This is a genomic window from Chromobacterium sp. Beijing (assembly GCF_021496765.1).
Taxonomy (GTDB): Bacteria; Pseudomonadota; Gammaproteobacteria; order Burkholderiales; family Chromobacteriaceae; genus Chromobacterium.
Map to the genome: position 1 here is coordinate 4,175,765 of NZ_CP053750.1, position 25,426 is coordinate 4,201,190.

Here is a 25,426-nt window from a genome sequence, read left to right on the forward strand (position 1 = left end):
TGAGGAGGCAAGCGATGAATGCATCTAATCAGAAATGTTTTAGCGCCAGAAGTGATTGTTTTTTATCTTTAAATTCCAAATAAGTCTATGTAATGGCGCGATCTTTTAGAGGAATAGGGAATAAGTTTCTCGTTCAATATCATTTCCAAGAATATCAAAGTCATTCTACAGTGCGAGTTCCCCTTTGAGGAGCTGAGCGATGGAACCTTCGCTGGCGGATTTCGACTTGATCATTCAGCCCGGCTGGCGCAATTCCGGCCCGCGGCACTGGCAAAGCCATTGGCAACGCCGCTTGAACGCCGCGCGGGTGGAGGTGGGCGATTGGGACGCGCCGCAGCTGGACGACTGGCTGCGGGGCTTGGATCAGGCGCTGGATCGGACGCGCAAGCCGGTCATCGTCATCGCCCACAGCCTGGGTTGCGTGGCGGTGGCGCATTACGCCCAGCGCCATCCGCGGCGGATCGCCGGCGCCTTGCTGGTGGCGCCGGCGGACGTGGAGCGGCCCTTCGTGCCGCGCGAGCTGATGGGCTTTGCGCCGACGCCGCGCCAAGCCCTGCCGTTTCCCGCCAGAATGGTGGCGAGCAGCAACGATCCCTTCTGCAAGACCCCGCGCGCGGCGCGGCTGGCCGGTTACTGGCGCGCGCCCATCGCCTGGCTGCGCCAGGCCGGCCACATCAATGTGGAGTCCGGCCACGGGCAGTGGGAGGAGGGCTGGCTGCAGCTGGATTTGCTGGCGCAAAGGGTGAGGGCCAGCTTGAACCAGGCGGCTTGAGAAGCGGTTGACTGTCTGCCGCCTTGCGGCGGGCGATAGCGGGCTCGCCTATCCGCGGCTTCGGCCGCAAGGCCTTGCCTCGCCCTGGCTCGGCGGCGCCGAGTCCGGTTTCGTAGCGGGGTCGGCGTGATCTAAACTGGGGTGACACGCATCTAACCATCCTGGGTGGCCATGAGATCGAGCCGATTCCTTGCCTGTTGCTGGCTGTCCCTGGCCGGAGCCGTTTACGCCGCGCCCTTGAGCCGCATCGGCATCTCCGTGGGAGCGCTGGACAACCCTTTCTACCAGATCGTCGCGCGCGGCGCGCTGAACGAGGCGCGCGCGGCCAATCCCAATGCGCAAGTCACCACCCTGTCCGCCAATTTCAGCCTGGAGCGGCAGGAGGAACAAGTGCGGCAGCTGCTGCGCCAGCAGGTGGAGCTGATCCTGCTGGTGGCCGCGGACAGCAAGGCGGTGGCGCCGCTGGTGCGGCTGGCGCATCAGGCCGGGGTGCGGGTGGTGGCGGTGGACGTGGACGCGCCCGGCGCCGACGGCACGGTCAAATCGGACAATGTCCAGGCCGGCGCGCTGGCTTGCCGTTATCTGGCGGAGCGGATGCGCGGCCGCGGCGCGCTGGTGATTCAGAGCGGTCCGCCGGTGTCTTCGGTCTGGGACCGGGTGGCCGGCTGTCGCCGCAGTCTGGCCGCTTTCCCCAAGATCCGGCTGCTCAGCCATCAGGAGAGCGGCTTGGCGTCCAGCTGGGGCGGCAAGCGGCTGATGGAGCGGCATCTGCGGCGCTACCCGGAGATCAACGGCGTGTTCGCCAGCAACGACCGCCAGGCGCTGGGGGCGGAGCAGGCGGTGAGAGAGGCGGGGCGCAAGGAGGTGATGATAGCCGGCGTGGACGGTTCGCCGGACATCGAGAAGGCGCTGCGCGGCGATAGCCAGATCGTGGCGTCCTCCAGCCAGGCCCCGTACGCCATCGGCGTGGAGGCGGTGAAGCTGGGCCGTCAATTGCTGGACAATCCCAAAGCCAAGCCGCGCACGGTGACGGTGCCGGTGCAGCTGATCACCCGCGCCAATATCGGCGCCTATCAGGGTTGGCAGAGTCAGCTGCCGCCGGCGCCCGCGGCGGCGCGCTAGGAGACGGTTCCCGGTCTTTTTTGACCTGCGGCGGCGGCGGTGTCACACTGCCGGTGTTTCCGCGTCGGCCTGGCCGACGCCAGCTGTTTCCAACTCAAGCCAAAGGATTCCACATGTTCGCATCACGCCCGCTCAAAGCCGGCCTGGCCGCCCTGGCGCTGACTTTGCCGCTGCTGGCGCACGCCGACGCCGCCCAGGACGCCGCCGTCAAAGAGTTGTCCGCCACGCTGAACCTGAACAATATGCTGCCGGAGCTGGCGCAGCGCACCACCGCCAGCGCCATGCCGCTGCTGCAGGAATACTTCGTCAAGAACAAGATCAAGCTGAGCGAAGCCCAGCAGAAAAAAGCGCAGGAAGGCTTCAAGACCTACGGCGAGAACGTGCACAAGCTGGCCAGCGATTACTTCGGTTCCAGCGCGGCCAAGCAGCAGTTCGAACAGACCGTGGCCAAGGCCTACAGCGCTCAGTTCAGCGCCGACGAACTCAAGCAGATCAACGTGTTCTACAAGACCGCCGCCGGTCAGAAACTGCTGAAGCAGCAGCCGCAGATCATCAACACCATCGCCGGCGATACGCTGAAGGCCGCCGAGCCGGTGCTGCTGCCCAAGATGCGCGCCGCCGCGGAAAGCTTCGGCAAGAGCGTCGCCAAGAAATAAGCGAAGACGCGTAGCGCGATCCAAGCCGCCCAAGGGCGGCTTTTTGCTTGTCCGCGCGCCAGCTTGGTGCCGCGGCGCACCATTCCGGTTCAGTTCAGCATCAGGCTGAGCCGGCGCGCGGTGTCCACCGCGGCCTCCGCTTGGCTGGATTCTTCCTGCCATACCCAGACATTGTGGGTCGGGTCCAGCGCCTCGACCAGCCACAGGCGGCCGCCGCCGCCCAGCGCCACCTGGCGCGCGCGCACCGGCCGGCGATAATTGAACATCACCACCTCGCTGGCGGCGGCGGGCGTTTGGCGCGAAAACAGTTTCATGGCGGGCCTCGCGGCAGGAGTGGACGATGCCTGCGACGCTGCAAGACTCGTGCCAACGCCTGGACGGCGCAGCGGCTATAACGTGTTTATCGACACGGATTATGTCATTCAAATGATCAGATCGGGCTTGTTGTTATGGTTGCTGGCCGGACTGGCGGCGGGCGCCGCCGCCGCGCCGCCGCGCCAGGTGGTGGTCTTGGTCGACAACGGCTATCCGCCGTATTCCTACGAGAAGGACGGCCGGGCGGAGGGCGTTTACAACGAGGTGCTGCGCGCGGCCTCGCAGCGTTTGAGCGACTATCGCATCGATCTGCGGCCGGTGCCGTGGAAGCGCGGCCTGTCCGAGCTGGAAGCCGGCCGCGCGCCGGCGCTGTCGCCGCCGTATTACCGGCCGGAGCGCGACTACATGGGATATTCGGCGCCGTTCTGGCAGGAGCAGCTGGCGGTGTATTGCCGGGCGGAGATCATGCGCGCGCCGCGTCCGCACTGGCCGGCGGACTTTGTGGGCCTGCGCTTCGGCAACAACGCCGGTTTCCGTCCCGGCGGCAAGGCGTTCTGGCTGGCGGTGCAGCGCGGAGACATCCAGCTGGACGAGGCGCCGGACACCCAGGGCAATCTGCTGAAGCTGATCAATGGCCGCACCGACTGTTATTTGAACGACAAACTGTCCATTCTCTACGTGCTGGAGCGCTTGCAGCGGCGCGGCGCGATCAGCCCGGAGCAGCGCGGCGAACTGGTGGCGGCGGCCAGCCTGAACGGCGAGCAGGCCTATGTCGGTTTCACCAAGCACGGCCAGCAGCGTTTTCCCTATCTGGACGATTTCATCCGGCAGTTGAACGCCGTCTTGGAGCAGATGAAGCGCGAGGGGCGGATTGCCGCCATTGTGGAGCAGACGCTGCGCGCCGCGCCGCCGTAGCCGCGGTTCATCGCCGCGTCCGGCCGCCGGTTTTGACAGCCGCGACGGCCGGTTTTAGCATGGCTCGGTTGCCTAAGGGAAAGCAAGCATGGAAAACCGCAAACTGGCGGTATTGATCGACGCGGACAACGCGCAGTCGGCGCTGATCGCCGAGTTGCTGGCCGAGGTGGCCAAATACGGCACCGCCGTGGTCAAGCGCGCCTACGGCGACTGGACCACCAGCCAGCTGAAGGGCTGGAAGGAAGTGCTGCACCAGTACGCGATTTCGCCGATCCAGCAGTTCGCCTACACCAAGGGCAAGAATTCCACCGACTCCGCGCTGATCATAGACGCGATGGACCTGCTCTACACCGGCAATTTCGACGGCTTCTGCCTGGTGTCCTCCGACAGCGATTTCACTCGGCTGGCCACCCGGCTGCGCGAATCCGGGCTGATGGTGATCGGCCTGGGCGAACAGTCCAAGACGCCGCGGCCCTTCATCGCCGCCTGCGACAAATTCGTGTTCACCGAGATTCTGCGGCCGGAGCCGGCGGCGGCCAAGAGCGCGGCCGACAAGCCCAAGACGCGCAGCGCGCGCAGCCGCGCCAAACCGCAGCCGGAGAAGGAGCGCCATCCGCTGCAGGACATGTTCACCAATGCGATCGAGGCGGTGTCGCGCGACAGCGGCTGGGCCGAGCTGTCGGTGGTGGGCACTTATCTGGCCAAGAACGACCCCTCGTTCGACCCGCGGGTTTACGGTCATTCCCGGCTGTCGCAGATGGTGAAAAAGCTGGACTTCCTGACGGTGCAGGAAAGTCGCAACGGCTCCAAACTGCATTGCGAGATCCGGCTCAAACAGGACGGGGAATCCGTACTCGCGGCGCCCGTGATAACGCCGCCCGCGGCGGAGCCGACGCCGGAGACGCCGGTGCGCAAGAAGCGCAGCCCGCGCAAAAAGCCGGCTGCTGCCGGCTGAACCGGCTGCTGGTACACTGTTTGCATTCCTAAAGAACGTGTTTACGATCTCGCGAGCTAAGGCGAGACAAGGCGAAAACAGCTGAGAAAGCGGAATGTACAGGTGGTACATGAGCATTTCGAAGTTGGTTTCAACGCGGTATCGCCGACGCGTAGCAGATCGTAAATAGGTTCTAAGGATCCGCGTCGGCGTCCGTGCCCGCGATCCAAACAACAAGCCACATCAGCAAGGGACAGAACATGATTATTCGCGACGCCACGCTGGAAGACCTGGCGGCGATACTCGATATCTACAACGAGGTCATCGCCACCACCACCGCCATCTACAACGACGATCCGCTGTCCGCTGGCGAGTTCGCCGTCTGGTTCCAGGACCGCACCGCCGCCGGTTATCCGGTGCTGTTGGCCGAGGAAAACGGCAAGATCCTGGGCTTTTCCAGCTTTGGCGATTTCCGCGTCAAGCCGGGCTACCGCTTCACCGTGGAACACAGCGTGCATCTGTCCGCCGACGCGCGCGGCAAGGGCATAGGCACCGCCTTGGTGCAAGCGCTGTTCCCGCGCGCCAAGGCGCTGGGCAAACACACCATGGTGGGCGCGGTGGACGCCGCCAACGCGGGTTCTATCCGCTTCCATGAAAAATTGGGTTTCCAGCAGGTGGGCATGCTGCCGCAGGTGGGATTCAAGTTCGGCCGCTGGCTGGACCTGGTGTTCTTGCAGCGCTTCATCGACGGCGCCAGCGAGGGTCCGGCGGCGTCCTGAGCCTGAAATGAGAAGCGCCGCAGATGACTGCGGCGCTTGCTCGTGCTTTTTACCACTGTCGAACGCAGTGTTTTCTTGATATTTCTCTATTCACCCTTGTACGACTTAGCGCACCTCTGCAACGATATCCCTACTGAACACCTTTTCGCAATACTTGCATTTCATTTTTGTGTCGCGCGCCTGGGGTTTGACGTAGAAAAAGCTGGTTACCGGCTCATTGTGCGAGACGCAATTGGAGTTGGGGCAGGAGAAGATGCCTTCGATGGTGTCCGGCAGCGCCAGCTTGTGTTTCTTCACCACTTCGAAATTGTCGATCACGTTGACGGTGGCCTGCGGCGCGAACAGCGCCAGCTCGTTGGCCTGCTCTTCCGACAGCGCGATGTTCTCCACCTTGATGATGTCCTTGGCGCCCATGTGGCGGCTGGACAGGTTCAGGCCCACGGTGACGCGCTCGCCGGTTTCGCTGAGCTTGAACAGGCGCAGGATGATCAGGCCCTGGCCGGCCGGGATGTGGTCGATGACGGTGCCTTGTTTCAGCGCTTCTACGGTGCGGGTGTATTGCATGATGGTTTCCTTTTCCTGAATCAGACGGTCTCGTTCAACACCAGCGACAGCAGCGCCTGGCGCGCGTAGACCCCGTTCTTGGCCTGTTCGAAGTAATAAGCGTGCGGCGTGGCGTCCACGCTGGTTTCGATCTCGTCGACGCGCGGCAGCGGGTGCAGAATCTTCATATTGGTGCGGGCGCTGTGCAGCATGTCGGCGCGCAGCACGAACTTGCCCTGGATTTTCTTGAACTCGGCCTCGTCGAAGCGCTCGCGCTGCACCCGGGTCATGTACAGCACGTCCACTTGCGGGATCACGTCGTCTAGGCTGCCGACCACGGTGTACTGAATGCCTTTTTCGTCCAGCTCTTCGCAGATGTAGTCCGGCATCGCCAACTGCTCCGGCGACACGAAGTAGAAGCGCGCGCCGAACAGCGACAGCGCCTGGGTCAACGAATGCACGGTGCGGCCGTATTTGAGGTCGCCGACGAAGGCGACGGTGAGGTTTTCCAGCGTGCCCTGGGTTTCGCGGATGGTGAACAGGTCCAGCAGGGTTTGGGTCGGGTGCTGGTTGGAGCCGTCGCCGCCGTTGATGATGGGCACGGCGGAGAATTCGCTGGCCAGCCGCGCCGCGCCTTCCTTGGGATGGCGCATCACCACCGCATCGGTGTAGGACGCGATGATCTTGATCGAATCCGCCAGGGTTTCGCCCTTTTTGGCGCTGGTGTTGCCGCCGTCGGCGAAGCCGATGACGCTGCCGCCCAGCCGTTGCACCGCGGTCTCGAAGGACAGCCGGGTGCGGGTGGACGGTTCGAAGAAACAGCTGCCCACCAGCTTGTCCTTCAGCAGGTCGTTGCGCGGCTGTTGTTTCAGGCGGGCTGCCGTGGCCACCACCAGCTCCAGTTCCTCGCGGCTGAAGTCCGGTATGGAAATGATGTGTTTGCGGTAGAGGGGGTTGGCCATGGTCGCGTCCTTTCAATATTGGCTTTATGAGTCGCGGGTAAAAAAAAAGCCCCTGGCATCAGGAGCTTGTTTTATTACTGCGTCGGGGTCCGGGAACGGCAAGGCCTCGCGCCAACGCCAGATCGCCGCCGTGGCGGGCGGTGCGTCGTGCGGGAAGCGTCGTTGCGTGGTTCATTGCCTGTGGTCCGAACAAAATTGCGGGATTGTAATCCCAATTCTGGATCGGCGGTAAGACCCGTGTCGCATTTATCGAAATTGATGGCAGAAAAGGGACACTTCCGCGCGCGCAGCAGACTATGAACAGATCCTCAGCGCAGCGCGTATTTGATCCCCAGGCCCAGAAAGCAGACGCCTAGCAGGCGGTTGAGCAGCAGGCGGCCGCCGGGGGCGAACGCGCGGCGGCGCAGATGGCCGGCCAGCCACACCAGCAGCGCCAGGTAGAGCATATTGATCAGGCAGAACACCGCGGCCAGCTGTGCGAAGCCGGCCGGGCCGGCGCGGCCGGCGTCCAGGAATTGCGGGAAGAAGGCCATGAAGAACAGGATGGCCTTGGGGTTGGCCAGGGTGATCAATAGCGAGCGGCGGAAGCAGGCGCCGGGGCTGCGTTGATCCGTCGCGGTCACGGCCGCGGCTCCGCCGTTGCGGCGGAACAGCAGCTTGGCGCCCAGCCAGGCCAGATAAAGCGCGCCGGCGTAGCGCAACAGTTCGAACCAGCCGGGGTGGGCGGCCAGCAGCGCCGCCACGCCGCCGCCGGCCAGCGCGATCAGGATCAGGTCGCCGGCCAGCAGGCCGGCCTGGGCCGCGTAGCCGGCGCGCAGCCCGCCGCCGCTCAGCGCGCCGAGGATGGACAGGGTGCCGGCGCCCGGCGTCACCACCAGCAGCAGCGAGGCGGCGACAAACGGCCACCAGTCGATTGCCGTCATCAGGATTTCCCTTTCGTGGTCCGGCGGTTCAAGTGCGGAAATCGCCCACCAGCGCCTCCAGCCGCGCCGACAATTCGCGCAGATGGCCGACCGAGGCGGCCACCTGGCGCACCACGTCGCTATTGCTCTGCGCCATGCTGCTGATGCGCTCCACGTTCTGGGCGATCTCCAGGCTGGCGGCGGATTGCTCGCGGGTGGAGGAGGCGATGTCGACGATGCTGCCCACCAGGCCGTGGCTGCGGTCCAGCACGGTCTGCATCGCCTGATTGGCGTCTTCGGCGATGGCCACGCTATTGCCCACCAGCTGGCTGCTCTTTTGCACATCGCTGACCGCGTCGCGGGTTTCCTGGCCGATGGCGTTGACGATGCGGCTGATCTCCACCGTGGCCTCGGCGGTGCGGCCGGCCAGATTGCGCACCTCGTCCGCCACCACGGCGAAGCCGCGGCCCATTTCCCCGGCGCGCGCCGCTTCGATCGCCGCATTCAGCGCCAAGAGATTGGTCTGGTCCGCGATGTCCTTGATCACGTTGACGATGGTGCTGACCTCGGCCGAACGCGCGCCCAGGCCGTTCACCCGCTCCGCCAGCGCGTGCATATTGTCGGTCATGCGGCGGATTTCGGCGGTGACCTGGTTGACGGTGGCGACGCTCTGCTCGGTCAGGCTGCCGGTTTCCCGCGCGGTGCTCTCCGCCAGTTGGGCGGTGTTGGCGATGTGCTGCACGCTGACGGTGACTTCCTCCACGCCGGCGGCGGTGGCGCTGGCGGCGTCCGATTGCGAGGCGGAGGCGCTTTCCACTTGGCGCGCGGACTCCTGCAGGGACACCGCCGCCGCGGTGACCGCCAGGCTTTGTTCGCGCACTTCCACGAACATGTCGCGCAGGCTGGCGATGAAGCGGTTGAAGGCGTCGGCGGTGCGGCCGATTTCGTCGCGGTTGCGGATCGGGATGCGTATGGTCAGATCGCCCTTGCCGGACGCCAGCTGTTCCATGGTGGCGGCCAGATGATTCAGCGGCCGGGTCAGCGCGCGCACCACGCCGGCCAGCACCAGCAGGATCAGCGCCAGCGCCACCGCGCCGATCAGCACCGCGGTCAGGCTTTGCCTGCGCGCGTCGGCGGTGATGGCGGCGGTGGGAATGCTGACGCCCAGCGTCCAGAACTGGCCGGTATTGGCCACTTTGACCGGGTGGAAGAAGTGGGTGAAGCCGCCGGCCTCGTAGACGAAGTCCTCGCCTTGCTTGATCTTGGCCAGATAGGGCGTCAGCGGGCTGTCCTTGGGCGCGGGTTTGCCCAGCAGGCCGGCTTCCGGGTTCACCACGTAGAGGCCGCTTTCTGACAGCATGCTGACGTAGCCGGTTTCATACAGCCGGATCTGGCCGAATTTTTTTTGCAGATCGTCCAGCGCGATGTCGGTGGCGGACACGCCCAGCATCTTGCCGGCGGCGTCCTTGATCACCACGGCCAGCGAGCTTTCCAGGATCTTGCGGTTCTGCACCTCGTAGGGGTAGGGCTCGGTGATGGTGTCGCGGCCGCGTTGCTTGGGCACGTAGTAGAAATCGCCCCAGCCCGGTTTTTCGTAGTCCGGCTGATAGCTTTCCGGATGCTCCTTGAACTTGGGGAATTCCTTGACCCGGTCCGCCGACATCATCACGTCCATCTGCGCCTTGCCCTTGTCGTTCTTGGTGACATAGGGCTGATAGCGGCCGGTGGGGTCGTGGCGCGGCCAGTCCATGCGGAAGCCGTTGTCGTTGCCGTCGAAGGCGTTGGGCTCCCACAGCATCCACAGGCCCACGGATTGCGGCGCGTTGTCCAGCATCTGCTGGATGGTGTTGTCGGTGTGCTTGCGGTCCGGGTGCGCGACGCGCTGTATGCCCTGCACCGCGTCGGCCAGATGGCGCGGCAGGGTGAAGTTGCGGGCGAAGTCGCTTTCCGCGTCCTTGGCGTAGCTGCTGGCCTGTTCCGAGGCCAGTTTGTAGCCCTGGTCCACCGCCGAGCTATAGCTCTGCCAGGCGATCAGGCCGATCATGACGGCGAAGCCGACGGCGATGGCGGCCGCGGCCACCAGAATGATGCGGGTGCTCAGGCGGCCCCATTTCTGCTGTTCCATTCTTCTTTCCCCAATACCTTGCGAAGCTTGTTCTATGGCGGTCTGCCGCGGCCGCGCGCGAGCGGAGGCGAAGCCCGGCGTCTTGCCCTTATTTATAGACATTAAAGCCAGAGCCACGCACCGGTCCATGCCGACGCGCTAAAAGCGGGCTGCGAAGCGGCCGAACGTGGGGAGCGCGCCACAGCGGACGCGGCGGCAATATTTACAGCCGCGTGACAAGCGGCGGCGCGCTGCGTTATCTAGCAGGCTTTGCGCGAGTTTGACGGTGAATTCGCACGTCATGCGAAGCCGCTTGCCTGACCGACGGGCTAATGGAATACCTTGCAAATGCCGATAGTGGAGTTGATGCTGAAAGAAGGCGCGCCCGGGCGGCAAGGGGCGGGCCGGTCCATTTTCGCCGGCGACATCGGCCGGCGGGGTCTGGGTGACAGGATGGCGGAGACGCATGCGCGCGGCCGGCGGCACAGGCGCGCGGCGGGATAAAGAGCACAGAATGATCAAGTGCATAGAAGTGGCCGATCTCAAGGTGGGCATGTACATCCACGATCTGAACTGCGATTGGATGTCGCACCCCTTTTTGCTTAAGCGTTTTTTGATCAAGCACGAGGAAGAGATCCACAAGATTGCCGACTCCGGCATTCACGAGGTGTACATCGACACGCGCAAGGGCTTGGATCTGCCTTCCGCGCCGACCGCCACCGAGGTGAAGAAGCTGCTGGAGGAGCAGATCCGCGAGTTCGGCAGCAGCGAAACCATTTTGGAGCGGCAGGTGGAGGCCGGCGCCGAGTTCGGCCGCGCCCAGCTGATCCACAGCGAAGCCAACCAGATCATCCAGGGCATTCTCAAGGACGTGCGCCTGGGCAAGCAGGTGGAGCTGGAAATGGTGGAGCCCTCGGTGAGCAAGATGACCTCGTCCATCCTGCGCAACGGCGGCGCGCTGCTGTCGCTGTGCCGGATCAAGGACAAGGACAATTACACCTTCCAGCATTCGGTCAGCGTCGGCGCCTTGATGGTCAGCTTCTGCAACGCGATGGGGATGAGCAAGGAGGTGATTCATCACGCCGGCATCGGCGGCATGCTGCACGATATCGGCAAGATGAAGATTCCGGACCGCATCCTCAACAAGCCGGGCAAATTGACCGAGCAGGAGTTCTCGGTGATGAAGTGCCATGTGGTGGAGAGCAAGCAGATCCTGCTGCAAACCACCGGCATTTCCGAAACCGCGGTGCTGGTGGCGGCCCAGCACCATGAGCGCCACGACGGCAGCGGCTATCCGGCCGGGCTCAAGGGCGAGGAGATTTCACAACTGGGGCAGATGGCGGCCATCGTCGACGTCTACGACGCGCTGACCTCGGACCGCTGCTATCACAAGGGCATGGCGCCCACCGACGCCTTGCGCAAGATCTACGAGTGGTCGAAGTTCCACTTCAATCCGCAGCTGGTGCAGGCCTTTATGCGCAGCATAGGCATTTATCCTATCGGCACCCTGGTGCGGCTGGAGAGCGGCCGGCTGGGCGTGGTGGTGGAGCAGAACGAGAGCAATCTGATCTCGCCCAAGGTGAAGGTGTTTTTCAGCACCAAGAGCAATGTCTACATCCCTCCGGAGCTGGTGGACCTGTCGCGCGGCATGGGTTTCGGCGGCGGCGACCGCATCGTCAAGCATGAGTCGCCGGACAAGTGGAAGATAGATCCGCTGCGTTTCCTATAGCGGGGCCGAGCGCCCCGCGCCGCTCGGGCTAGCGGTAATCCCCCACACGGTCTGTATCGCCGCCACCGCGGCCAGCGCCGCGGTTTCGGTGCGCAGGATGCGCGGACCCAGTTTCAGCGGCGTCCAGCCGGCGCTTAGCGCCGCGGCTTCTTCGCGCGCGGAGTAACCGCCTTCCGGGCCGGCCATCAGCCAGGCGCGTGCCGGCGCGGCGGCGATGTCGGCCAGGCGCCGGGTGCCGGCCGGAGACAGAATCAGCCGCGCGTCGGCGTCCGGAGCCTGTTTCAGCCATTGCTCCAGCGACAGGATGGGCAATACTTGAGGAATGGCGTTGCGGCCGCTTTGTTCGCAGGCGGAAATCACGATCTCCTGCCAGCGGGCCACGCGCTTGTCGGCGCGCTCGCCGGACAACTTGACGATGGAGCGCTCCGCGGCGATGGGCTGGAACGCGGATATGCCCATTTCCACGCCTTTTTGCAGGGTGAACTCCATTTTGTCACCGCCGGAAATGGCTTGGGCCAGGCCCAGCCAGATCGGCGTTTCACGTGAAACGTCGTCGAAGCCTTCGATGAGGCAATGCGCGTCGCGCTTCATCACCGCGTCCAGCGTGGCGGCGTACTCGCCGCCGCGGCCGTTGAACAAGGTGACGGCGTCGCCGGCGCCTAGCCGCAACACCTGGACATGGCGCACCACGGTGTCCGGCAGGGCCAGCGTTTGGCCGACGCTGAGGTCGGCGTCAATGTAAAACCTGGGCATGACGTATTGAAAGTCGCTGTTGATACCGGTATTTTGCTTTGTTTGCTGCGATTGCAGCAAATAGATTGCAGCGGCCTTGGGGGAAAACGAATGCAGGTGCTGGAACAGGTGATGCAGGTGCTCAGGGAAGTGGCGCGCGACGAGGTGATGCCGCGCTTTTTGCGAGTGGGCAAAAGCCGCAAGGACGACGGCACGCTGTTCACCGAGGCCGATATGGCTTGCCAGCAGGCTTTGCAGGCCGCCTTGCCCCGCATCCTGCCGCATCCGGTGCTGGGCGAGGAGATGGAATTGGCCGAGCAGGACCGGCTGTGGGCGGAAAATCAGGACGGTTTGTGGGTGGTGGACCCGATAGACGGCACCACCAACTTCGTCAACGGCCTGCCGTATTTCGCTATCTCAGTCGGCCTGATGGTGGGTGGCAAGAGCCGGCTGGGCGTGATCTACAACCCCGTGTCCCAGGAAATGTTCTACGCCAGCCGCGGCGAGGGCGCTTATCTGAACGGTCAGCGCCTGCCGCTGAAAACCGTGGTCAACACCATGTGCGACGCCATCGCCAGCGTGGAGGTCAAATACCTGCGCTCCGGCAAGCTGGCCGCGCGCATCGGCAGCACCTGCCCCTGCGGCAGCCTGCGCAATCTGGGTTCCAGCACGCTGGATTGGTGTTATCTGGCGGCCGGCCGCTACGATCTGTATCTTCATGGCGGCCAGCGGCTGTGGGATTACGCCGCCGGCGCGGTGATCCTGGAAGAGGCCGGCGGCCAGATCGCCAGCCTCAACAGCGACGATTACTGGAGCGATGTGATCTGGAAGCGTTCCGCCATCGCCGCGCTCAATCCGGAGTTGTTCTCCCAATGGCATCGCTGGGTGCGCGCCAACCAGTAGCCGGCTTCAGCCGCGGAACATGAAGTAGACCGCGCCCACCAGACACAGCCCGGCCCAGACATAGTCCCAGCGGAAGGGCTGGTTCATGTAGAACACCGCGAACGGTATGAATACCGACAGCGATATCACTTCCTGAATGATCTTCAGCTGCGACAGCGTCATCGCGCCGTAGCCGACGCGGTTGGCCGGCACCTGCAGCAAATACTCGAACAAGGCGATGCCCCAGCTGGCCAGCGCGGCCAGCCACCAGGGTTTGGACGACATGTCCTTCAGGTGGGCGTACCAGGCGAAGGTCATGAACACATTGGACAACACCAGCAGCAGCGGCGTCAGCAGATAGGGCGAGAGATTCATGGTGCGCGCTCAGCGGCCGGCGTTCCAGTTGGCGACGGCTTCTTTCTTGTTGTCGGCCTGGGCGCCGATGGCGCTGCAATTGCCGTTGTCCGGATAGCGGCTGCATTGCACCCAGAGGCGGCGGGAGCCGGCCTTGACCAGCAAGGCGGGCGCGCCGCATTTGGGGCAGGGTCTGAGGGCGGTTTGCGGTGTCTGGCTCATGGCGGAAAGTCCGGCTGAAACCGGCATCTTACCCCAAGCCGCCGCGCCATGGCGGCGGCTTGGGGTCAGCGCTTAGCGGCGCGCCTTCAGCGCCGCCGCGGCGGAGACCGCCGGATCCGCGGCCTTGACGAAGTTGGCTACGTAGCCGCCCAACAGCTTATGCGTGTGGGTGGTGGGGTGCAGCACGTCCCAGAACACGAAGGCGTCCGGATTGCCGCATTCCGCGCGCGGCTTCTGCTCCCAGATATAGGGCAGGCTGGCGTTGCCGGCGATGTCCAGGCAGGACTGGGTGGCGTTGCTGACCTGGTACTTGGCCGGATGGTCGAGCAGGTCGTCGAACAAGGTGTTGCTGTCGAACAGATTCAGCTTCAGCGTGCTGCCGTACTTCTGCTGCAATTGCGTGATTAGCAGCGCCAGCTTGGCGTTGTAGTCGCGCACTTGCGGCGCCAGCGCGGCGGCCTTGCCGCTGGCCTGGGCCGCCGGGGTGCGGGCCAGGTTGGGCAGGTTCAGCACCACGATGTGACGCGCGCCGGCGGCGATGATGCGTTCCAGCGCCTTGCCCTGATCGCTTATCACCTGGTCCACGGTGCGACCGTAGTTGAGCAAGTCGTTGCCGCCTATCAGCATGGTGAACAGGGTGTTTTCCGGCCGGTAATTGGCGGCTTTCTGCATGTATTGCGACCATGATTCCACCTGCTGCAGCAAGCCCGGCACCACCAGGTGCTGATCGCCGGCGGAGCCGCCTATCGCCCAGTTGTAGATCGGCAGCTTCAGCTGTTCGGCCAGATATTCCACCCAGACCCGGTCGTTGCTGAAGCGGCCGATGAACCAGCTCTTGGCGTTGGGCAGCCGCCATTGCGAGGCGCCGTACATGTTCTGAGTGTCGGACAGGCTGTCGCCGAACACGATCAGCTTGTTGACGCCGGCCGGCTGGCTGGCGCTGTCCTGGCTCCAGATGGTGTGGTTGTAGGACATCTGGTTGTTGGCGGCGGCGTACAGTGCCACCGGACGGCTGAGGCCCTTGGCCGCCAGCGTCTTCTGGCAGACGGCGGCCAGGGTGTCCTGGGCCACGTCGCTGTAGAACATATTCTTCAGCGCGACGATGCTGCCGGACCACCAGTAGCCGTTGACGCGGTAGTAATCGCCGCTGCTGGGATCCAGCGCCCAGTGGTAATTGGTTTGCGGCTTGCCGGGGCTCATGTCCAGCCGGTAATAGCAGCGCAGATAGGTGTAGGTGGCGGCTCCCATCGCCACGGCCGGTTTGGCCGCCGCGGCCTTGACCTGGGCTTCGCTGAGCGGGCCGCCCGGGGACAGATAGTCCAGTTGCGGGTCCAGCTGGGCGTGAACCTGGCTGGCGGCGAACAGGCCGGCCGCGGCCAGCAGGCCGCGTAGCAGTTGAGGTTTCATAGAGACTTTCCCGATACGTGATTTGAGTCAAGCTGTCTGTTGTATGCCGTCTAGCGCGGCTGTAGCGGCGTGATGCCGTACCGGGATCTTTAAGTATTTACAGGTGAAAATAAACGGTAATTTTAAATCATCCGTAAAAATGCCATATGGTTCAAACGGTGTGGTTTTTCATGCAAAAACGCCCGCGCAAGGCGGGCGTTTAGCCAGATTGGATCTGGTTGCGGCAACTGGGGCGTAGCCTCAAGCCGTCAAGAGCACAGATCAGACGCTGAGCGCGACAATCTTCAAGGGATGTTTGCCGTCCGGGCTGGGGAAGTCCGCGTCCGGGCTTATCCATTCCGCCGCGCGCACTTCGCGGCCGGCCTTGGCCGCGCTGCGCTGGAGCGCTTCCAGCCAGGCGTCGCCGTCCACTTGCGCGACGTTGTTGCAGCAGATCAGCGTGCCGCCGGGCGCGGTGGCCAGCAGCGCCGGCTTGAACAGCGCCTGGTAGTCGTTGATCAGGTCCACCACGCCGAAGGGGCTCTTGGAGTAGCGCGGCGGGTCCAGGAACACCAGGTCGAACTGGCGCGCTTCCAGCTTGGGGAAGGGCGGCATTTTCTTGCCGCGCACGCGTTCCGGCTGGCCGATGCCGGACAGCTGGCGGAGGGCGGCGAACACATCGCTCTGCACGCAGCGCGGGCGGGTGGCCAGCAGATTGAGCTTGGCGTTGGCGCGGCCGATGCTGAGGCTGGATTCGGCGAAGTCGACGTTCATCACGAAGCTGGCGCCGGCCTTGGCCGCGGCCACGCCGACGCCGCACGTGTAGGCGAACAGATTGAGCACGCTCTTGCCGGCCGCCAGCTGCATCACATGGCGGCGCGCGGCGCGCAGGTCCAGAAACAGCCACGGGTCCTGGCCCTTGTGGCGCGCGCGGTAGTGGTAGTTGACGCCCAGCTCGCGAATGGTGTGGTCGGCTTCGGCCTCGGCCTGCTGTTCCAGGCTCAGCGGGTTGCCGATGCGCGAATTGCCGGCGCTGCGGTCGTTGTACATCAGCGGCAGGCCGGGGTGGCTGGCCTGGTAATGGGCGCGGATTTCCGCCAGCTCGTCGTCGCTCAGCGGCTGGTGAAAGCTTTGCGCCAGCAGCTGCTCGCCGTAGCGGTCCACGGTCAGGCCGGGCATGCCTTCCACGCTGCCGTGAAACAGGCGGTAACAATTGGTGTCTTCGGCTTGCAGCCGGGCGATCAGTTCTGCGCGCGCCGCTTCGGCGCTGTGCAGCAATGGGGTCAGGGAGGACATCGGGGGCCTTCGCTTGCGGTTCCGGGCCGGCTCGCTGCGCGGAGGCGGGCGCGCCGGAAAATCCTTCATTGTATGCTTTGCCGCAGCCGCGCTCAAATGCGTGTCGGGAAAACCCTTTGCAAAACAATAGGCCAGGGGCGGACCAAGCGCATCCGCGTGTCGCCCAAAGGCCCGGCAAAGCCGGGCCTCGTCCTCTCCGCGCGGGCTCAGGCGGCCTGCGGCGGCCTGTTGGAGAATGCGCGGCGGCTCAGCGGCGGGCCAGGGCGGCGGAGCCGTTCAGGAAGGCGTACACCTCGTCCGCTAGCACTTTATGCGTGCGGGTGGTGGGGTGCAGGGTGTCCCAGAACACGAAGCTGTCCGGATTGACGCAGTTGGCGCGCGGGCTCTGCGAACTCAGATAGTTGGTGCTGGAGTCCGCGTTGATGTTGAGGCAGGACTGGGTGGTGTTGTTGAACTGGTAGGCGGAGGGGTTGTTCAGCACCTTGTTGAACAGCGCGTAGCTGTCGAACACGCGCAGATTCAGGCCGCTGCCGTACTTGAGGCGCAGCTGGTCGGCCAGGGCGTTCAGACGCTGGTTGTAGTCGCGCACCTGGACGGCCACCTGGGCCGCGCCGGATTTGAACTGGAACACCGGCGCCCGCGACACGTCGGGCAGATTGAGCACTAGGATGTTGCGCGCGCCGGCGTCGATCAGGCTGGTCAGCGCCTGGCTCTGGCCGCCTATCACCTTGTCCACCGAGTTGTTGTAGTTCACGAAATCGTTGCCGCCGATCAGCATGGTGAACAAGGTGGTGGCCGGATCGTAGTCGCGGGCCTGCTTCATGTAATCCTTCCACGACTGCACCTGCTGCTGCACGCCGGGAATCACCAGTTTTTGCGTGTCCACGCCGGCGCCGCCTATCGCCCAGTTGTACACCGGCAGCTGCAGGCGGCCGGCCAGGTATTCCACCCACACCTGGCCATTGCTGAAGTGGCCTAGGAACCAGCTGTTGCGGTTGGGCAGCGTCCACATCGAGGCGTTGTAGACGTTCTGGTTGTCGGACAGGCTGTCGCCGAAGGCGACGATCTTGTTGACGGCGGCGCCCTGGCCGGCCTTGCCGTTGGTCCACACGGTGTAGTTGAAGGACAGCTGGTTGTCGGCGGCGAACACCATCGCCGGGTTCTGCTGAATGCCTTTTTTCTGCAAGGTGTTGCGGCAGACCGATTGCAGCGTGCTCTGCGCCACGTCGGTGTAATACATGTTTTTCCAGTCCAGCGCGCTGCTGGACCACCAGTAGCCGTTCAAGCGGTAGTAATCGCCGCTGCTGGGGTCCAGCCCCCACACGTAGTCGGTGGTGGGCTTGGCGGCGTCGCTGCCGGTGCGGTAATAGCAGCGCAAATAGGTGTAGGTGGCCGGGCCGGGCACCGACATCAGCTCGATATTGGCGTCGCCGCGCGCGGCGCGGCTCATCGGCGCCGGCGGAGCCGTCTTCAGCAGCTGTTCGCGGCTGAGCGGGCCGGACGAGGACAGCACATGGCTGTAGCGCGGATCGGGTTGAATCGGTTCGGCGGCGGCGGCATGGGCCAAGGGGCCCAGGGCAAGGCCCAGCAATAGCAGCGATTTCATTGTTGTCTCCTCGTGTGGAACGCCGTCAGGCGACGGCGAAAACGCATGGACCGGCGCCGCGGGCGGCGCGCAATCCGCGTGCCGCCTAGGCTAGCCAAGAAAAATGAAAATTTCATGCGAATGGAATGATTGCTCTATTTCCGGGCGTTTGACTGTCGTATTGCTGCCAGCGCAGCAAAGCCGCATTGATATGCCATATTGAAATCATTCGGCCTGAGTCGCCGCCGGAGCGCTTGCAGATATCGCTCTCGCGGCCGGGCCTCATCGGCATGCGGGGATAGAGATGCGACAAGCGCGGGAGCTGCTGAAAACGCTGTATACGATGGCGATGATGGTGGAGGCGCGCGACGCTTACACCGGCGGGCATTTATGGCGGGTGTCGCGGCTGTGCTACGCCTTGGCCGATCATCTGGGCCTGCCGCAGTCCGAGGTGGAACGCATCGCGCTGGGCGGCTTCCTGCACGATCTGGGCAAGGTGGGCGTGCCGGACGCGGTGCTGAACAAGCCGGACAAGCTCAGCGACGCCGAATACGAGGTGATCAAGACCCATCCGCAGGTGGGCGCGGATTTGTTGAGCGATCATCCCTTGGCGGAACTGGCGCTGGACGCGGTGCTGCGCCATCACGAAACGCCGGACGGCCGCGGCTATCCGCAGGGGCTGAGGGACAAGGAGATACCGCTGGCGGCGCGCATCGTCGGCATCGCGGACGCCTTCGACGCGATGACCAGTACCCGGCCGTACCGGAGGGGCATGCCCAAGGAGCGCGCCTTGGCCATCATCCGGGAGAACCTGGGCAGCCAGTTCGACCGCGAACTGGGTGAGCGCTTCATCCAGCTGGGCGAGGCCGGCCGTTTCGATCACATCATCGGCCACAGCGAACCGGGCATTCCCTTGCAAAGCTGCCAGGGCTGCGGCCCCATCATCGCCGTGCCGCGCGGCATGGCCGACGGCGAGGAAATTTTCTGTCCCAGCTGCGCCGGCGGCTATAGGCTGACGCGGCGCGGGCCGAACCTGGAGCTGGCGCCGTCCGGCCGCTCCAATCCGGCGCAGGCGCGGCAACCGCGCGCCGACCCGGGGCTGATAGACGATTTGCTCTTGGGCGCCGAGCAGTTGTTGCAAACGCGCAAACCCAGCCTGCTGGAACGGCTGTTTGGCTGAGCGCCTAAAGAGCCTGTTCAAAATCTCGCGAGCAAGGGCGAGACCAGGCGAAAACAGCCGAGGAAGCGGAATGTGCTCGTGCTGCATGAGCATTTCGAAGGTGTGCACACCGTGTAACGCGTCCACGACGCGCAGCAGGCTTTGAACAAGTTCTAAGGGGGCGGGCATGCCAGGCGCGCGCGGCGGGCTTGCGCTGTAATACCAATGGTATAAGCTGGCTAAATCCGTAGACGGAATAGCCTGCCAGCGCGTTTCGCGTCCGGCTTCCCCTCTTCCCGCTTGCGCCCGAGCGCCGTCCTTCACGCTGGGCCGATAGGAGCTCGCATGCATCAGCTCGATCCCGCTCTGGCCGTCTGGCTGGAGGAATACAACCGCGAACTGGCCGAACTGGTGGCCAAAGGCTATAAGGCGACGTCGATCGGCGCGCGCGAAGCGCTGGCCAATCTGACCCGGCAGATGGTGACGCCGGGGCCGGACATCGCCTGGGTCAACGACGATCTGGTGCCGGGCCGCGACTTCACCGTGCCGGTGCGCATCTACCACCCGGACCCGAAGCGCGCGCTGCCGGTGCTGGCGTTTTTCCACGGCGGCGGACACATGGTGGGCAGCGTCAGCGTTTACGACCCGATCTGCCGGCGCTTGGCCGCCGCCAGCCAGCACGTGGTGGTGGCCGCCGACTACCGGCTGGCGCCGGAAAGCCCGTATCCGGCGGGCCTGCAGGACGCCGCCGTCGTGGCCAAGGGCTTGTGGCAGGCGCTGGACGCGCGCCAGCTGCCCTATGTGCGTCAGCTGTCGCTGGCCGGAGATTCCGCCGGCGGCGCGCTGACCTCCAGCCTCAGCGGCCTGGGCCAGTACGACGCCTCCTTGCGGATCAAGCGTCAGGTGCTGATCTATCCCAGCGTCGACTACACTTTGAGCCAGCCCTCGGTGGACGAGAACGGCGAGGGCTATTTGCTGACCAAGGCGCGGGTGGCCTGGTATTTCGACAATTACTTCCAGCATGCCGAAAACCGGCTGCAGGCTTCGCCGCTGCATGGCGGCTTCAGCCGCAAACTGCCGCCGACCCTGCTGGTGTCGGCCGGTTTCGATCCGCTGCGCGACGAGGCGTTTCTTTACGCGGACAAGCTGCGCGCGGCGGAGGTGGAGGCGGAGCACATGCACCTGGACGGCATGGTGCACGCCTTTCTCAATCTGGAGGCCATCGTGCCCGAGGCATGCCGCGCGGTGTATCAGCGCATCGGCGCTTTCCTCAACCGCTAGCGCCGCGCAGCCGGAAAGCAAAACCGCCGCCGGGTTGACCGGGCGGCGGTTTTTTACGCGGCGCCGTCATGCCGTTGTACTGACAGGCGTCGCATAGGGCGCGGCGCGCGTCTTCCGCACAATGGCAAGCGTGACGAAAGGGAAACTCAATAGTTTTCCGGGCAGAAGTGGCGTTCCACCAATTCAATCAGGATGTGCAGCACCTTGATGTGCAGTTCCTGCACCCGGTCCGCGAACTGACCGCCGGGCGTGTTGACGTAGACGTCGGCCAGCGGCTCCAGCCGCGTGCCGGCGCGGCCGGTGAGGATGATGACCTTGACGCCCATGTCGCGGGCCACCTCCGCGGCGTTGACGATGGTCTGGCTGTTGCCGCTGGTGCTGATGCCGATCAGCACGTCGCCGGCGCGGGCGTGGCTTTCCAGATAGCGCGAAAACACGAACTCGTAGCCGTAGTCGTTGGCCACGCAAGTCATGTGGCTGGGGTCGGAAATGGCGACCGCGGCCATGCCGCGGCGGTTCTTGCGATAGCGGCCGGTCAGTTCCTCGGCGAAATGCATGGCGTCGCACATCGAACCGCCATTGCCGCAGGAAAAGATGCGTCCGCCGGCCGTCAGGCTGGCGATCAGGGTTTGCGCCGCCGCGTCGATGCTGGCCAGCGCTTCCGGGTTGGCCAGCAGATTGGCCAAGGCGGTTTGCGCCTCGCTCAGGCTGGCTTCGATGTGTTGAATCATGGTGGTGTCTCGTTTCATGCGGTGCGGCAAAACAGCAGTTTACACCCGCGTCGGGTCCGGGTCAGCCGATCTGGCGGCCAAACCAGACCACGCGGCCGATGACCTCGAACTCGCCGGTATTGCGTTGCAGGTCCACGGTGAAGGTCTCGTACAAGGGATTGGCGCTGCGCACCTGCACCGCGCCGCCGGGCAAACGCTGCAACTGCTTGACGAAGATGTCCTCGCCCATGCGGATTACGTACAAGCCCTCGCCGGGGGAGTGCTCGGCGGTGTTGACCAGGATGGTGTCGCGATCCTCCAGCACGCCGCTCATGCTGTCGCCCTTGACGCTGATCACCGCCAAGTCCCGGGCGGAGGCGTTCAGATGGTTCTTGATCCAGTATTTGCGGAAGGCCATATAGAACATCGGCGCCTCTTCGCTGGCATTGGAACCAAAGCCGGCCGAAGCCTTCAGGTTATAGCGCGGGATGAAACAGAACTCATCATGGACGTTGTCGGGTACAAAACAGTCCGAATCGCGTTCTAGTCTAATCGAGGCGCCTACCGGCGGCGCCGCGTCGTACTGCGGGCCGCTGCCGTGCAATAGCCATTCCAGCCTGCAACCGCTGGCCTCCGCGATCTTGCTGGCGGTGGCCGCGCGCGGCACGCCGCCGTGATACCACATATTGGTGAACGAGCCTTTGTTGATTCCAATGCGAGTGGCCCAGGCGTAGGGCTTCTCCGCGCCTATCAACGACTCCAGCCGTTGCTTGAAGTCACTCTGTTCCAAGTTTTTTTCCATATAGAACTCCATTTGGCGTGCGAGGCCGGCGCCACGGCCCGGTCAAATGCCCTGTACAAAAGGACAGGTAGTGACATCGTACTAATTGATCAGTTTTATGTTTTGAACTAAAATAGCACTCATGCACCTGGGTAAAGTTCAAAACAAATATGCCCACAGCCATCCCCCGTAGAAGAAGATGCTATGGAGGCCGAATTCAATAGAATTCATGGGCTTGCCAGCGTTTAGAACACGAGTTCTAAATGCGAACGGCGTACATGGCCTTGATTAATTATAACTTATTTAGAACTTATCGTCTTTGTTCCGTGCTCACAAGGAGATTTCCGCGATGACCGTAGCCAATATTGCCCCGGCCCTGCCCGAAACCATGCGCCTGGTGGCTGAGCTGATCGGGCTGCCGCGCACCTTGCAACTGGTGCAGGCGCTGGGCGGCACCACCTTGCCCATCTCCAAAAACCAAAGCAAGGCGGGCCAGCTGCGCTTCGCCGCGTTGGTGGAGGTGATAGGGGAGGACGCCGCCGCCAGTCTGACCCATCATTTTGGCGGCGACATCCTGTACGTGCCGCGTTGCAGCCAAGCCTTGCGTCTGGCGCGCAATCAGCAGCTGTTGAGCGACTTCGATCAGCTGCTGGACCAAGGCCTGGGCGCCAACGAGGCGGTCAGCGTGCTGGCCATCCGCTTCCAACTGAGCGACCGCATGGTGTGGCGCGTGCTGAAAACGCCCAGTCAAGATCTGCATTAAGGCTGTACTCCGCTTCTCCTCTCTTCCGATTTCTCCTGTTTGTTTCCAGCCGGTTCCGCCTCTGCCTGGCAGGGCAGCGCGCGCGCCGCGCAAGGCGGCCGGCTTACGGCCGGCCGATGAGCCACGTTTCGCCAACAACAAGGAGTTTTCATGGCCAGCAGAGCTATTTCCGACCTGCATCCGCAGTTGCAACCCCTGGCCGAGGCCTTTGTGCGGCGCTGCCGCGACGCCGGCGTGGAGGCTTTGATCACCTGCACCTGGCGCTCCGGCGCGGAACAGGACGCCTTGTACGCGCAGGGCCGCAGCCGGCCCGGTCTCAAGGTCACCAACGCCCGCGCGGGCCAGTCCGCGCACAACGCCATGTTGCACGGCAGTCCGGCCGCGCGGGCCTTCGACGTGGTGCCGCTGATCGGCGGCAAGCCGGTCTGGGACGCCCACCATCCGCACTGGCAGCTGATGGGCGAGATCGGCGCCGCGCTAGGCCTGAATTGGTATGGCCGACCGGACGCGCCATTCCGCGAGTTTCCCCACTTTGAGTTGAATCCGACCGACCTCGACAAGGAGAAAAAATGATGCGTCTGTCCGACTTGCTGACCCGGCCCGGCGGCCGCCGGCTGAGCCATTCCCGGCTGTGGGCGAACATCGCCTGCGCGGCGGCCACGCTCTTGTTCGTGGTGGAAGGGCTGCGCGGCACCCTGGGCGCGGATATCTGGCTGATTTATCTCGGCATCGTCGGCGGCTACTCCGCCGGCTTGCGGCTGATCGCCGCCTGGCGCGATCGAGGCGGGCGCTGATGGGGCCGGGCTTCGCATGGCTGAAATTGGGGGGCTGGCTGCTGCCGCCCTTGCTGGCGGCGGGCCTGGCCTACCCGCTGGGGCTGCGACACGGCGCGGAGAACTGGCGCGCGCGCTTGGCCGAACAGCGGGCGGCGGATCAAGGCCGCCAGGCCGCGGAAGCGGAGCGCGCCCAATTGCAACTGCAGGCGGCCTTGCAGCAGCAGCAACGTCTGCGCGAACTGCTGGGCAGGCAGGAGGCGCGCTTGTTGAGTCAGCAACAGGATCTGCAGCAGCGGCTGCGAGACCAGAAACAAAGGATCGAATATGTCGTGCAACAGGATGGCGGCCGCTATGGCGGCCTTGGCCCTGACGGCCTGCGCCTCTACCGGCAAGTCCTCGGCTACGCCGCCGCCGCAGTGCCCGCAACCGACTCCGTATCTATTGCAAATCCCCATCAAGCCGCCTCCGCCGGCGCCGGGCTACCGGCAGCAGACCTCCTGGCCCACGCCGCCGATTACGGCGCCTGGTGCCAGCAGCTGGAACAAAGGCTGACGGCGCTCGGCGGGCTGTTTACTTCCGAAGGACCACAACCATGAGCGACTTTTTCGATCGGGCCAGCGAGCTGGAAACCGAGTTCCGCGAGCAAGCGATTGCCCGCCATTACCAGCAGTTCGACCAGACAGGCTACAGCCACTGCGAGGATTGCGGCGACCCCATTCCGTCCGCGCGACGGGCGATCATGCCCAGCTGCACCCGCTGCGTGATTTGCCAACAACTGGCCGAAGGCTGAAAGGCGGGTTTCACGTGGAACATGACAATCTGATGGCCCTGGGCCGCATAGAAGGCAAGCTGGACATGATCGTGGCCCACCTCGCCAAACAAGACAAAAAATTGGAAGAGCTGGACAGCCGCCTGCGCGACGTCGAAGTCCAGGCCGCGCGCAGCGGCGCCTTGTCCGGCGCGGTGTCCGCGCTGGCGGTGACGCTGCTGGGCGAGTTCCTCAAGCGCTTGATCCACTGAGCGGCGGCACGCCGTTTCATCCGCCCGCCTCCGGCGCGGCGTCGAATTTCCCCCTTCTCAAACCTAGTGAAAGGAATCCAGATGTCGCAAACGACGATCTGTATCAAGCCGCAGCTGCAGTTCAATTTAATTGGCCATGAAGACGCTGCAATGGCTGCGGATGGCAAGGGCGCGCAGTTCCAGATGAACGCGACTTGTTGCGGCCAAGAGGCAGGCAAGGGACAAGGCGTGCCCAGCGGCGCTGTCATGCATTTTGCCGCGGAGAAAGCCCCGGAAGGCTGGTTGAAGGCAGATGGCAAGGCCTATGCCAAAAGCGCGTATCCCGTCTTGTTCAGCGTGATCGGCGACAGCTTCCGCGATGCGAAGAACAGCGACGAAGCCATGTTCAATGTCCCTGACCTGCGCGGCGAATTCATCCGTGGCTGGGACGACGGCCGCGGTGTCGATCCGGCGCGCAAGAACGGCAGCGCGCAGAAGGGCACGCTGGTCGCCGCCAACGAGTATTTCAGCGACAACGAGCTGTACAACATCAGCACCAATGTCGGCACCGGTCAGGCTGCAGCCGGCACCGCGGCCTTCGGCGCGGACGTTCCGGACCTGGCCGGCTACCCCGGTCTGGAAATGCACTACGTGACCGGCGTCAAGGGCGCGCTGAGCAACTACCTCAGTTCGGTCGGCACCGCCCGTCCTCGCAACCTCGCCCTGCTGGCCTGCATCAAGGCCTGATCCACCTCGGCCGCGCCCGC

30 protein-coding genes are annotated in these 25,426 nt (G+C 64.2%); 17 read left to right on the forward strand and 13 right to left on the reverse strand.

Features of this window, described 5'->3' with window-relative positions; genetic code table 11:
* The first annotated feature begins 199 nt into the window (after window positions 1-199).
* The 3 genes from HQN78_RS19350 to HQN78_RS19360 all read left to right on the forward strand — a co-directional run bounded on the left by HQN78_RS19350 (window position 200) and on the right by HQN78_RS19360 (window position 2,550).
* Complete coding sequence (locus tag HQN78_RS19350) at window positions 200-772, forward strand: alpha/beta hydrolase (RefSeq protein ID WP_107801277.1); 573 nt, start codon at window positions 200-202, stop codon at window positions 770-772.
* Window positions 773-943: 171 nt separating this feature from the next.
* Window positions 944-1,894, forward strand: coding sequence for a substrate-binding domain-containing protein (locus tag HQN78_RS19355; protein WP_235085637.1), 951 nt, complete (start codon window positions 944-946; stop codon window positions 1,892-1,894).
* 113 nt (window positions 1,895-2,007) lie between these two features.
* Window positions 2,008-2,550, forward strand: a complete 543-nt coding sequence (locus HQN78_RS19360; protein WP_107801275.1) for a DUF2059 domain-containing protein — start codon at window positions 2,008-2,010, stop codon at window positions 2,548-2,550.
* 89 nt (window positions 2,551-2,639) lie between these two features.
* Here the strand turns inward: HQN78_RS19360 and HQN78_RS19365 are convergent, their stop codons facing one another.
* Window positions 2,640-2,864, reverse strand: a complete 225-nt coding sequence (locus HQN78_RS19365; protein ID WP_107801274.1) for a hypothetical protein — start codon at window positions 2,862-2,864, stop codon at window positions 2,640-2,642.
* Between the two features lie 112 nt (window positions 2,865-2,976).
* On the opposite strand from HQN78_RS19365, the gene HQN78_RS19370 reads away from it, so the two are divergent.
* The 3 genes from HQN78_RS19370 (at window position 2,977) to HQN78_RS19380 (ending at window position 5,493) form a co-directional block, all read left to right on the forward strand.
* The gene (locus HQN78_RS19370; protein ID WP_235085640.1) at window positions 2,977-3,780 is read left to right on the forward strand and encodes an ABC transporter substrate-binding protein; all 804 of its coding nucleotides are present in this window, start codon (window positions 2,977-2,979) and stop codon (window positions 3,778-3,780) included.
* An 88-nt stretch (window positions 3,781-3,868) separates the two neighbouring features.
* Complete coding sequence (locus tag HQN78_RS19375) at window positions 3,869-4,735, forward strand: NYN domain-containing protein (RefSeq protein ID WP_235085643.1); 867 nt, start codon at window positions 3,869-3,871, stop codon at window positions 4,733-4,735.
* Window positions 4,736-4,974: 239 nt separating this feature from the next.
* Window positions 4,975-5,493, forward strand: a complete 519-nt coding sequence (locus HQN78_RS19380) for a GNAT family N-acetyltransferase (protein ID WP_107801271.1) — start codon at window positions 4,975-4,977, stop codon at window positions 5,491-5,493.
* Between the two features lie 105 nt (window positions 5,494-5,598).
* Here HQN78_RS19380 and pyrI read toward each other — a convergent pair whose 3' ends face one another.
* The 4 genes from pyrI to HQN78_RS19400 form a co-directional block, all read right to left on the reverse strand.
* Window positions 5,599-6,057 (reverse strand): aspartate carbamoyltransferase regulatory subunit, encoded by a 459-nt coding sequence (gene pyrI / locus HQN78_RS19385; protein ID WP_107801270.1) that lies wholly within the window; start codon window positions 6,055-6,057, stop codon window positions 5,599-5,601.
* Between the two features lie 20 nt (window positions 6,058-6,077).
* Entirely contained in the window at window positions 6,078-6,998 is a 921-nt protein-coding gene (gene pyrB, locus HQN78_RS19390) for an aspartate carbamoyltransferase (RefSeq protein WP_227105817.1), read from the reverse strand.
* A gap of 308 nt (window positions 6,999-7,306) precedes the next feature.
* The gene (locus HQN78_RS19395; RefSeq protein WP_235085645.1) at window positions 7,307-7,921 is read right to left on the reverse strand and encodes a LysE family transporter; all 615 of its coding nucleotides are present in this window, start codon (window positions 7,919-7,921) and stop codon (window positions 7,307-7,309) included.
* Window positions 7,922-7,949: 28 nt separating this feature from the next.
* Window positions 7,950-10,025 (reverse strand): methyl-accepting chemotaxis protein, encoded by a 2,076-nt coding sequence (locus HQN78_RS19400; RefSeq protein WP_235085648.1) that lies wholly within the window; start codon window positions 10,023-10,025, stop codon window positions 7,950-7,952.
* Between the two features lie 493 nt (window positions 10,026-10,518).
* Here HQN78_RS19400 and HQN78_RS19405 point away from each other — a divergent pair, with 493 nt between their 5' ends.
* A complete protein-coding gene (locus HQN78_RS19405) occupies window positions 10,519-11,733 on the forward strand; it encodes an HD-GYP domain-containing protein (RefSeq protein ID WP_107801266.1) in 1,215 nt (404 codons plus the stop codon).
* Here HQN78_RS19405 and HQN78_RS19410 read toward each other — a convergent pair.
* Window positions 11,728-12,486, reverse strand: coding sequence for a 16S rRNA (uracil(1498)-N(3))-methyltransferase (locus HQN78_RS19410; RefSeq protein WP_235085650.1), 759 nt, complete (start codon window positions 12,484-12,486; stop codon window positions 11,728-11,730). The two genes, HQN78_RS19405 and HQN78_RS19410, sit on opposite strands and share 6 nt — an antisense overlap.
* A gap of 96 nt (window positions 12,487-12,582) precedes the next feature.
* On the opposite strand from HQN78_RS19410, the gene HQN78_RS19415 reads away from it, so the two are divergent.
* The gene (locus HQN78_RS19415; protein ID WP_197081382.1) at window positions 12,583-13,368 is read left to right on the forward strand and encodes an inositol monophosphatase family protein; all 786 of its coding nucleotides are present in this window, start codon (window positions 12,583-12,585) and stop codon (window positions 13,366-13,368) included.
* A 6-nt stretch (window positions 13,369-13,374) separates the two neighbouring features.
* On the opposite strand, the gene HQN78_RS19420 is transcribed toward HQN78_RS19415, so the two are convergent.
* The 5 genes from HQN78_RS19420 to HQN78_RS19440 form a co-directional block, all read right to left on the reverse strand.
* Window positions 13,375-13,722 carry a DMT family protein gene (locus HQN78_RS19420; protein WP_107801265.1) on the reverse strand — a complete coding sequence of 116 codons (348 nt, stop codon included), beginning with the start codon at window positions 13,720-13,722 and terminating at the stop codon, window positions 13,375-13,377.
* Between the two features lie 9 nt (window positions 13,723-13,731).
* Window positions 13,732-13,923 carry a Lar family restriction alleviation protein gene (locus tag HQN78_RS19425; RefSeq protein WP_235085652.1) on the reverse strand — a complete coding sequence of 64 codons (192 nt, stop codon included), beginning with the start codon at window positions 13,921-13,923 and terminating at the stop codon, window positions 13,732-13,734.
* A gap of 72 nt (window positions 13,924-13,995) precedes the next feature.
* Window positions 13,996-15,330, reverse strand: coding sequence for an SGNH/GDSL hydrolase family protein (locus tag HQN78_RS19430; RefSeq protein WP_235085656.1), 1,335 nt, complete (start codon window positions 15,328-15,330; stop codon window positions 13,996-13,998).
* Between the two features lie 261 nt (window positions 15,331-15,591).
* A complete protein-coding gene (locus HQN78_RS19435; RefSeq protein WP_235085658.1) occupies window positions 15,592-16,605 on the reverse strand; it encodes a class I SAM-dependent rRNA methyltransferase in 1,014 nt (337 codons plus the stop codon).
* A 247-nt stretch (window positions 16,606-16,852) separates the two neighbouring features.
* Window positions 16,853-18,211, reverse strand: a complete 1,359-nt coding sequence (locus tag HQN78_RS19440; RefSeq protein WP_235085661.1) for an SGNH/GDSL hydrolase family protein — start codon at window positions 18,209-18,211, stop codon at window positions 16,853-16,855.
* Between the two features lie 283 nt (window positions 18,212-18,494).
* Between HQN78_RS19440 and HQN78_RS19445 the strand changes: the two genes are divergently transcribed.
* Both HQN78_RS19445 and HQN78_RS19450 read left to right on the forward strand, forming a co-directional pair.
* Window positions 18,495-19,370 carry an HD domain-containing phosphohydrolase gene (locus HQN78_RS19445; RefSeq protein ID WP_235085663.1) on the forward strand — a complete coding sequence of 292 codons (876 nt, stop codon included), beginning with the start codon at window positions 18,495-18,497 and terminating at the stop codon, window positions 19,368-19,370.
* A gap of 324 nt (window positions 19,371-19,694) precedes the next feature.
* On the forward strand, window positions 19,695-20,630 hold the full coding sequence (locus tag HQN78_RS19450) for an alpha/beta hydrolase (protein WP_235085665.1): 936 nt from the start codon (window positions 19,695-19,697) through the stop codon (window positions 20,628-20,630).
* Between the two features lie 146 nt (window positions 20,631-20,776).
* Here HQN78_RS19450 and HQN78_RS19455 read toward each other — a convergent pair whose 3' ends face one another.
* Together HQN78_RS19455 and HQN78_RS19460 are read right to left on the reverse strand one after the other, a co-directional pair.
* Window positions 20,777-21,361 (reverse strand): SIS domain-containing protein, encoded by a 585-nt coding sequence (locus tag HQN78_RS19455; RefSeq protein WP_235085668.1) that lies wholly within the window; start codon window positions 21,359-21,361, stop codon window positions 20,777-20,779.
* 61 nt (window positions 21,362-21,422) lie between these two features.
* Window positions 21,423-22,142, reverse strand: a complete 720-nt coding sequence (locus tag HQN78_RS19460) for a helix-turn-helix transcriptional regulator (protein WP_158274387.1) — start codon at window positions 22,140-22,142, stop codon at window positions 21,423-21,425.
* Between the two features lie 328 nt (window positions 22,143-22,470).
* On the opposite strand from HQN78_RS19460, the gene HQN78_RS19465 reads away from it, so the two are divergent.
* The 7 genes from HQN78_RS19465 to HQN78_RS19495 all read left to right on the forward strand — a co-directional run bounded on the left by HQN78_RS19465 (window position 22,471) and on the right by HQN78_RS19495 (window position 25,406).
* Window positions 22,471-22,884, forward strand: a complete 414-nt coding sequence (locus tag HQN78_RS19465; RefSeq protein WP_048415913.1) for a Mor transcription activator family protein — start codon at window positions 22,471-22,473, stop codon at window positions 22,882-22,884.
* 150 nt (window positions 22,885-23,034) lie between these two features.
* Window positions 23,035-23,457, forward strand: a complete 423-nt coding sequence (locus HQN78_RS19470) for a M15 family metallopeptidase (RefSeq protein WP_107801257.1) — start codon at window positions 23,035-23,037, stop codon at window positions 23,455-23,457.
* A complete protein-coding gene (locus HQN78_RS19475) occupies window positions 23,454-23,678 on the forward strand; it encodes a hypothetical protein (RefSeq protein ID WP_227105798.1) in 225 nt (74 codons plus the stop codon). Before HQN78_RS19470 ends, HQN78_RS19475 begins: the two co-directional genes overlap by 4 nt.
* Window positions 23,678-24,256 carry a hypothetical protein gene (locus HQN78_RS19480; RefSeq protein WP_235085670.1) on the forward strand — a complete coding sequence of 193 codons (579 nt, stop codon included), beginning with the start codon at window positions 23,678-23,680 and terminating at the stop codon, window positions 24,254-24,256. Before HQN78_RS19475 ends, HQN78_RS19480 begins: the two co-directional genes overlap by 1 nt.
* On the forward strand, window positions 24,253-24,450 hold the full coding sequence (locus HQN78_RS19485; RefSeq protein WP_043589247.1) for a TraR/DksA family transcriptional regulator: 198 nt from the start codon (window positions 24,253-24,255) through the stop codon (window positions 24,448-24,450). Before HQN78_RS19480 ends, HQN78_RS19485 begins: the two co-directional genes overlap by 4 nt.
* A 14-nt stretch (window positions 24,451-24,464) precedes the next feature.
* Entirely contained in the window at window positions 24,465-24,680 is a 216-nt protein-coding gene (locus tag HQN78_RS19490) for a hypothetical protein (protein ID WP_019102036.1), read from the forward strand.
* A gap of 81 nt (window positions 24,681-24,761) precedes the next feature.
* Window positions 24,762-25,406: a phage tail protein gene (locus HQN78_RS19495; protein ID WP_235085672.1), complete on the forward strand. Its 645-nt coding sequence runs from the start codon at window positions 24,762-24,764 to the stop codon at window positions 25,404-25,406.
* Window positions 25,407-25,426: the final 20 nt, after the last annotated feature.

Excerpts from the sequence above, each read along its gene's own strand:
- HQN78_RS19350 (WP_107801277.1), top strand. The coding sequence starts at position 200 with ATGGAACCTTCGCTGGCGGATTTCGACTTGATCATTCAGCCCGGCTGG.
- HQN78_RS19355 (WP_235085637.1), top strand. The coding sequence starts at position 944 with ATGAGATCGAGCCGATTCCTTGCCTGTTGCTGGCTGTCCCTGGCCGGA.
- HQN78_RS19360 (WP_107801275.1), top strand. The coding sequence starts at position 2,008 with ATGTTCGCATCACGCCCGCTCAAAGCCGGCCTGGCCGCCCTGGCGCTG.
- HQN78_RS19365 (WP_107801274.1), bottom strand. The coding sequence starts at position 2,864 with ATGAAACTGTTTTCGCGCCAAACGCCCGCCGCCGCCAGCGAGGTGGTG.
- HQN78_RS19370 (WP_235085640.1), top strand. The coding sequence starts at position 2,977 with ATGATCAGATCGGGCTTGTTGTTATGGTTGCTGGCCGGACTGGCGGCG.
- HQN78_RS19375 (WP_235085643.1), top strand. The coding sequence starts at position 3,869 with ATGGAAAACCGCAAACTGGCGGTATTGATCGACGCGGACAACGCGCAG.
- HQN78_RS19380 (WP_107801271.1), top strand. The coding sequence starts at position 4,975 with ATGATTATTCGCGACGCCACGCTGGAAGACCTGGCGGCGATACTCGAT.
- pyrI (WP_107801270.1), bottom strand. The coding sequence starts at position 6,057 with ATGCAATACACCCGCACCGTAGAAGCGCTGAAACAAGGCACCGTCATC.
- pyrB (WP_227105817.1), bottom strand. The coding sequence starts at position 6,998 with ATGGCCAACCCCCTCTACCGCAAACACATCATTTCCATACCGGACTTC.
- HQN78_RS19395 (WP_235085645.1), bottom strand. The coding sequence starts at position 7,921 with ATGACGGCAATCGACTGGTGGCCGTTTGTCGCCGCCTCGCTGCTGCTG.
- HQN78_RS19400 (WP_235085648.1), bottom strand. The coding sequence starts at position 10,025 with ATGGAACAGCAGAAATGGGGCCGCCTGAGCACCCGCATCATTCTGGTG.
- HQN78_RS19405 (WP_107801266.1), top strand. The coding sequence starts at position 10,519 with ATGATCAAGTGCATAGAAGTGGCCGATCTCAAGGTGGGCATGTACATC.
- HQN78_RS19410 (WP_235085650.1), bottom strand. The coding sequence starts at position 12,486 with ATGCCCAGGTTTTACATTGACGCCGACCTCAGCGTCGGCCAAACGCTG.
- HQN78_RS19420 (WP_107801265.1), bottom strand. The coding sequence starts at position 13,722 with ATGAATCTCTCGCCCTATCTGCTGACGCCGCTGCTGCTGGTGTTGTCC.
- HQN78_RS19425 (WP_235085652.1), bottom strand. The coding sequence starts at position 13,923 with ATGAGCCAGACACCGCAAACCGCCCTCAGACCCTGCCCCAAATGCGGC.
- HQN78_RS19430 (WP_235085656.1), bottom strand. The coding sequence starts at position 15,330 with ATGAAACCTCAACTGCTACGCGGCCTGCTGGCCGCGGCCGGCCTGTTC.
- HQN78_RS19435 (WP_235085658.1), bottom strand. The coding sequence starts at position 16,605 with ATGTCCTCCCTGACCCCATTGCTGCACAGCGCCGAAGCGGCGCGCGCA.
- HQN78_RS19440 (WP_235085661.1), bottom strand. The coding sequence starts at position 18,211 with ATGAAATCGCTGCTATTGCTGGGCCTTGCCCTGGGCCCCTTGGCCCAT.
- HQN78_RS19445 (WP_235085663.1), top strand. The coding sequence starts at position 18,495 with ATGCGACAAGCGCGGGAGCTGCTGAAAACGCTGTATACGATGGCGATG.
- HQN78_RS19450 (WP_235085665.1), top strand. The coding sequence starts at position 19,695 with ATGCATCAGCTCGATCCCGCTCTGGCCGTCTGGCTGGAGGAATACAAC.
- HQN78_RS19455 (WP_235085668.1), bottom strand. The coding sequence starts at position 21,361 with ATGATTCAACACATCGAAGCCAGCCTGAGCGAGGCGCAAACCGCCTTG.
- HQN78_RS19460 (WP_158274387.1), bottom strand. The coding sequence starts at position 22,142 with ATGGAAAAAAACTTGGAACAGAGTGACTTCAAGCAACGGCTGGAGTCG.
- HQN78_RS19465 (WP_048415913.1), top strand. The coding sequence starts at position 22,471 with ATGACCGTAGCCAATATTGCCCCGGCCCTGCCCGAAACCATGCGCCTG.
- HQN78_RS19470 (WP_107801257.1), top strand. The coding sequence starts at position 23,035 with ATGGCCAGCAGAGCTATTTCCGACCTGCATCCGCAGTTGCAACCCCTG.
- HQN78_RS19475 (WP_227105798.1), top strand. The coding sequence starts at position 23,454 with ATGATGCGTCTGTCCGACTTGCTGACCCGGCCCGGCGGCCGCCGGCTG.
- HQN78_RS19480 (WP_235085670.1), top strand. The coding sequence starts at position 23,678 with ATGGGGCCGGGCTTCGCATGGCTGAAATTGGGGGGCTGGCTGCTGCCG.
- HQN78_RS19485 (WP_043589247.1), top strand. The coding sequence starts at position 24,253 with ATGAGCGACTTTTTCGATCGGGCCAGCGAGCTGGAAACCGAGTTCCGC.
- HQN78_RS19495 (WP_235085672.1), top strand. The coding sequence starts at position 24,762 with ATGTCGCAAACGACGATCTGTATCAAGCCGCAGCTGCAGTTCAATTTA.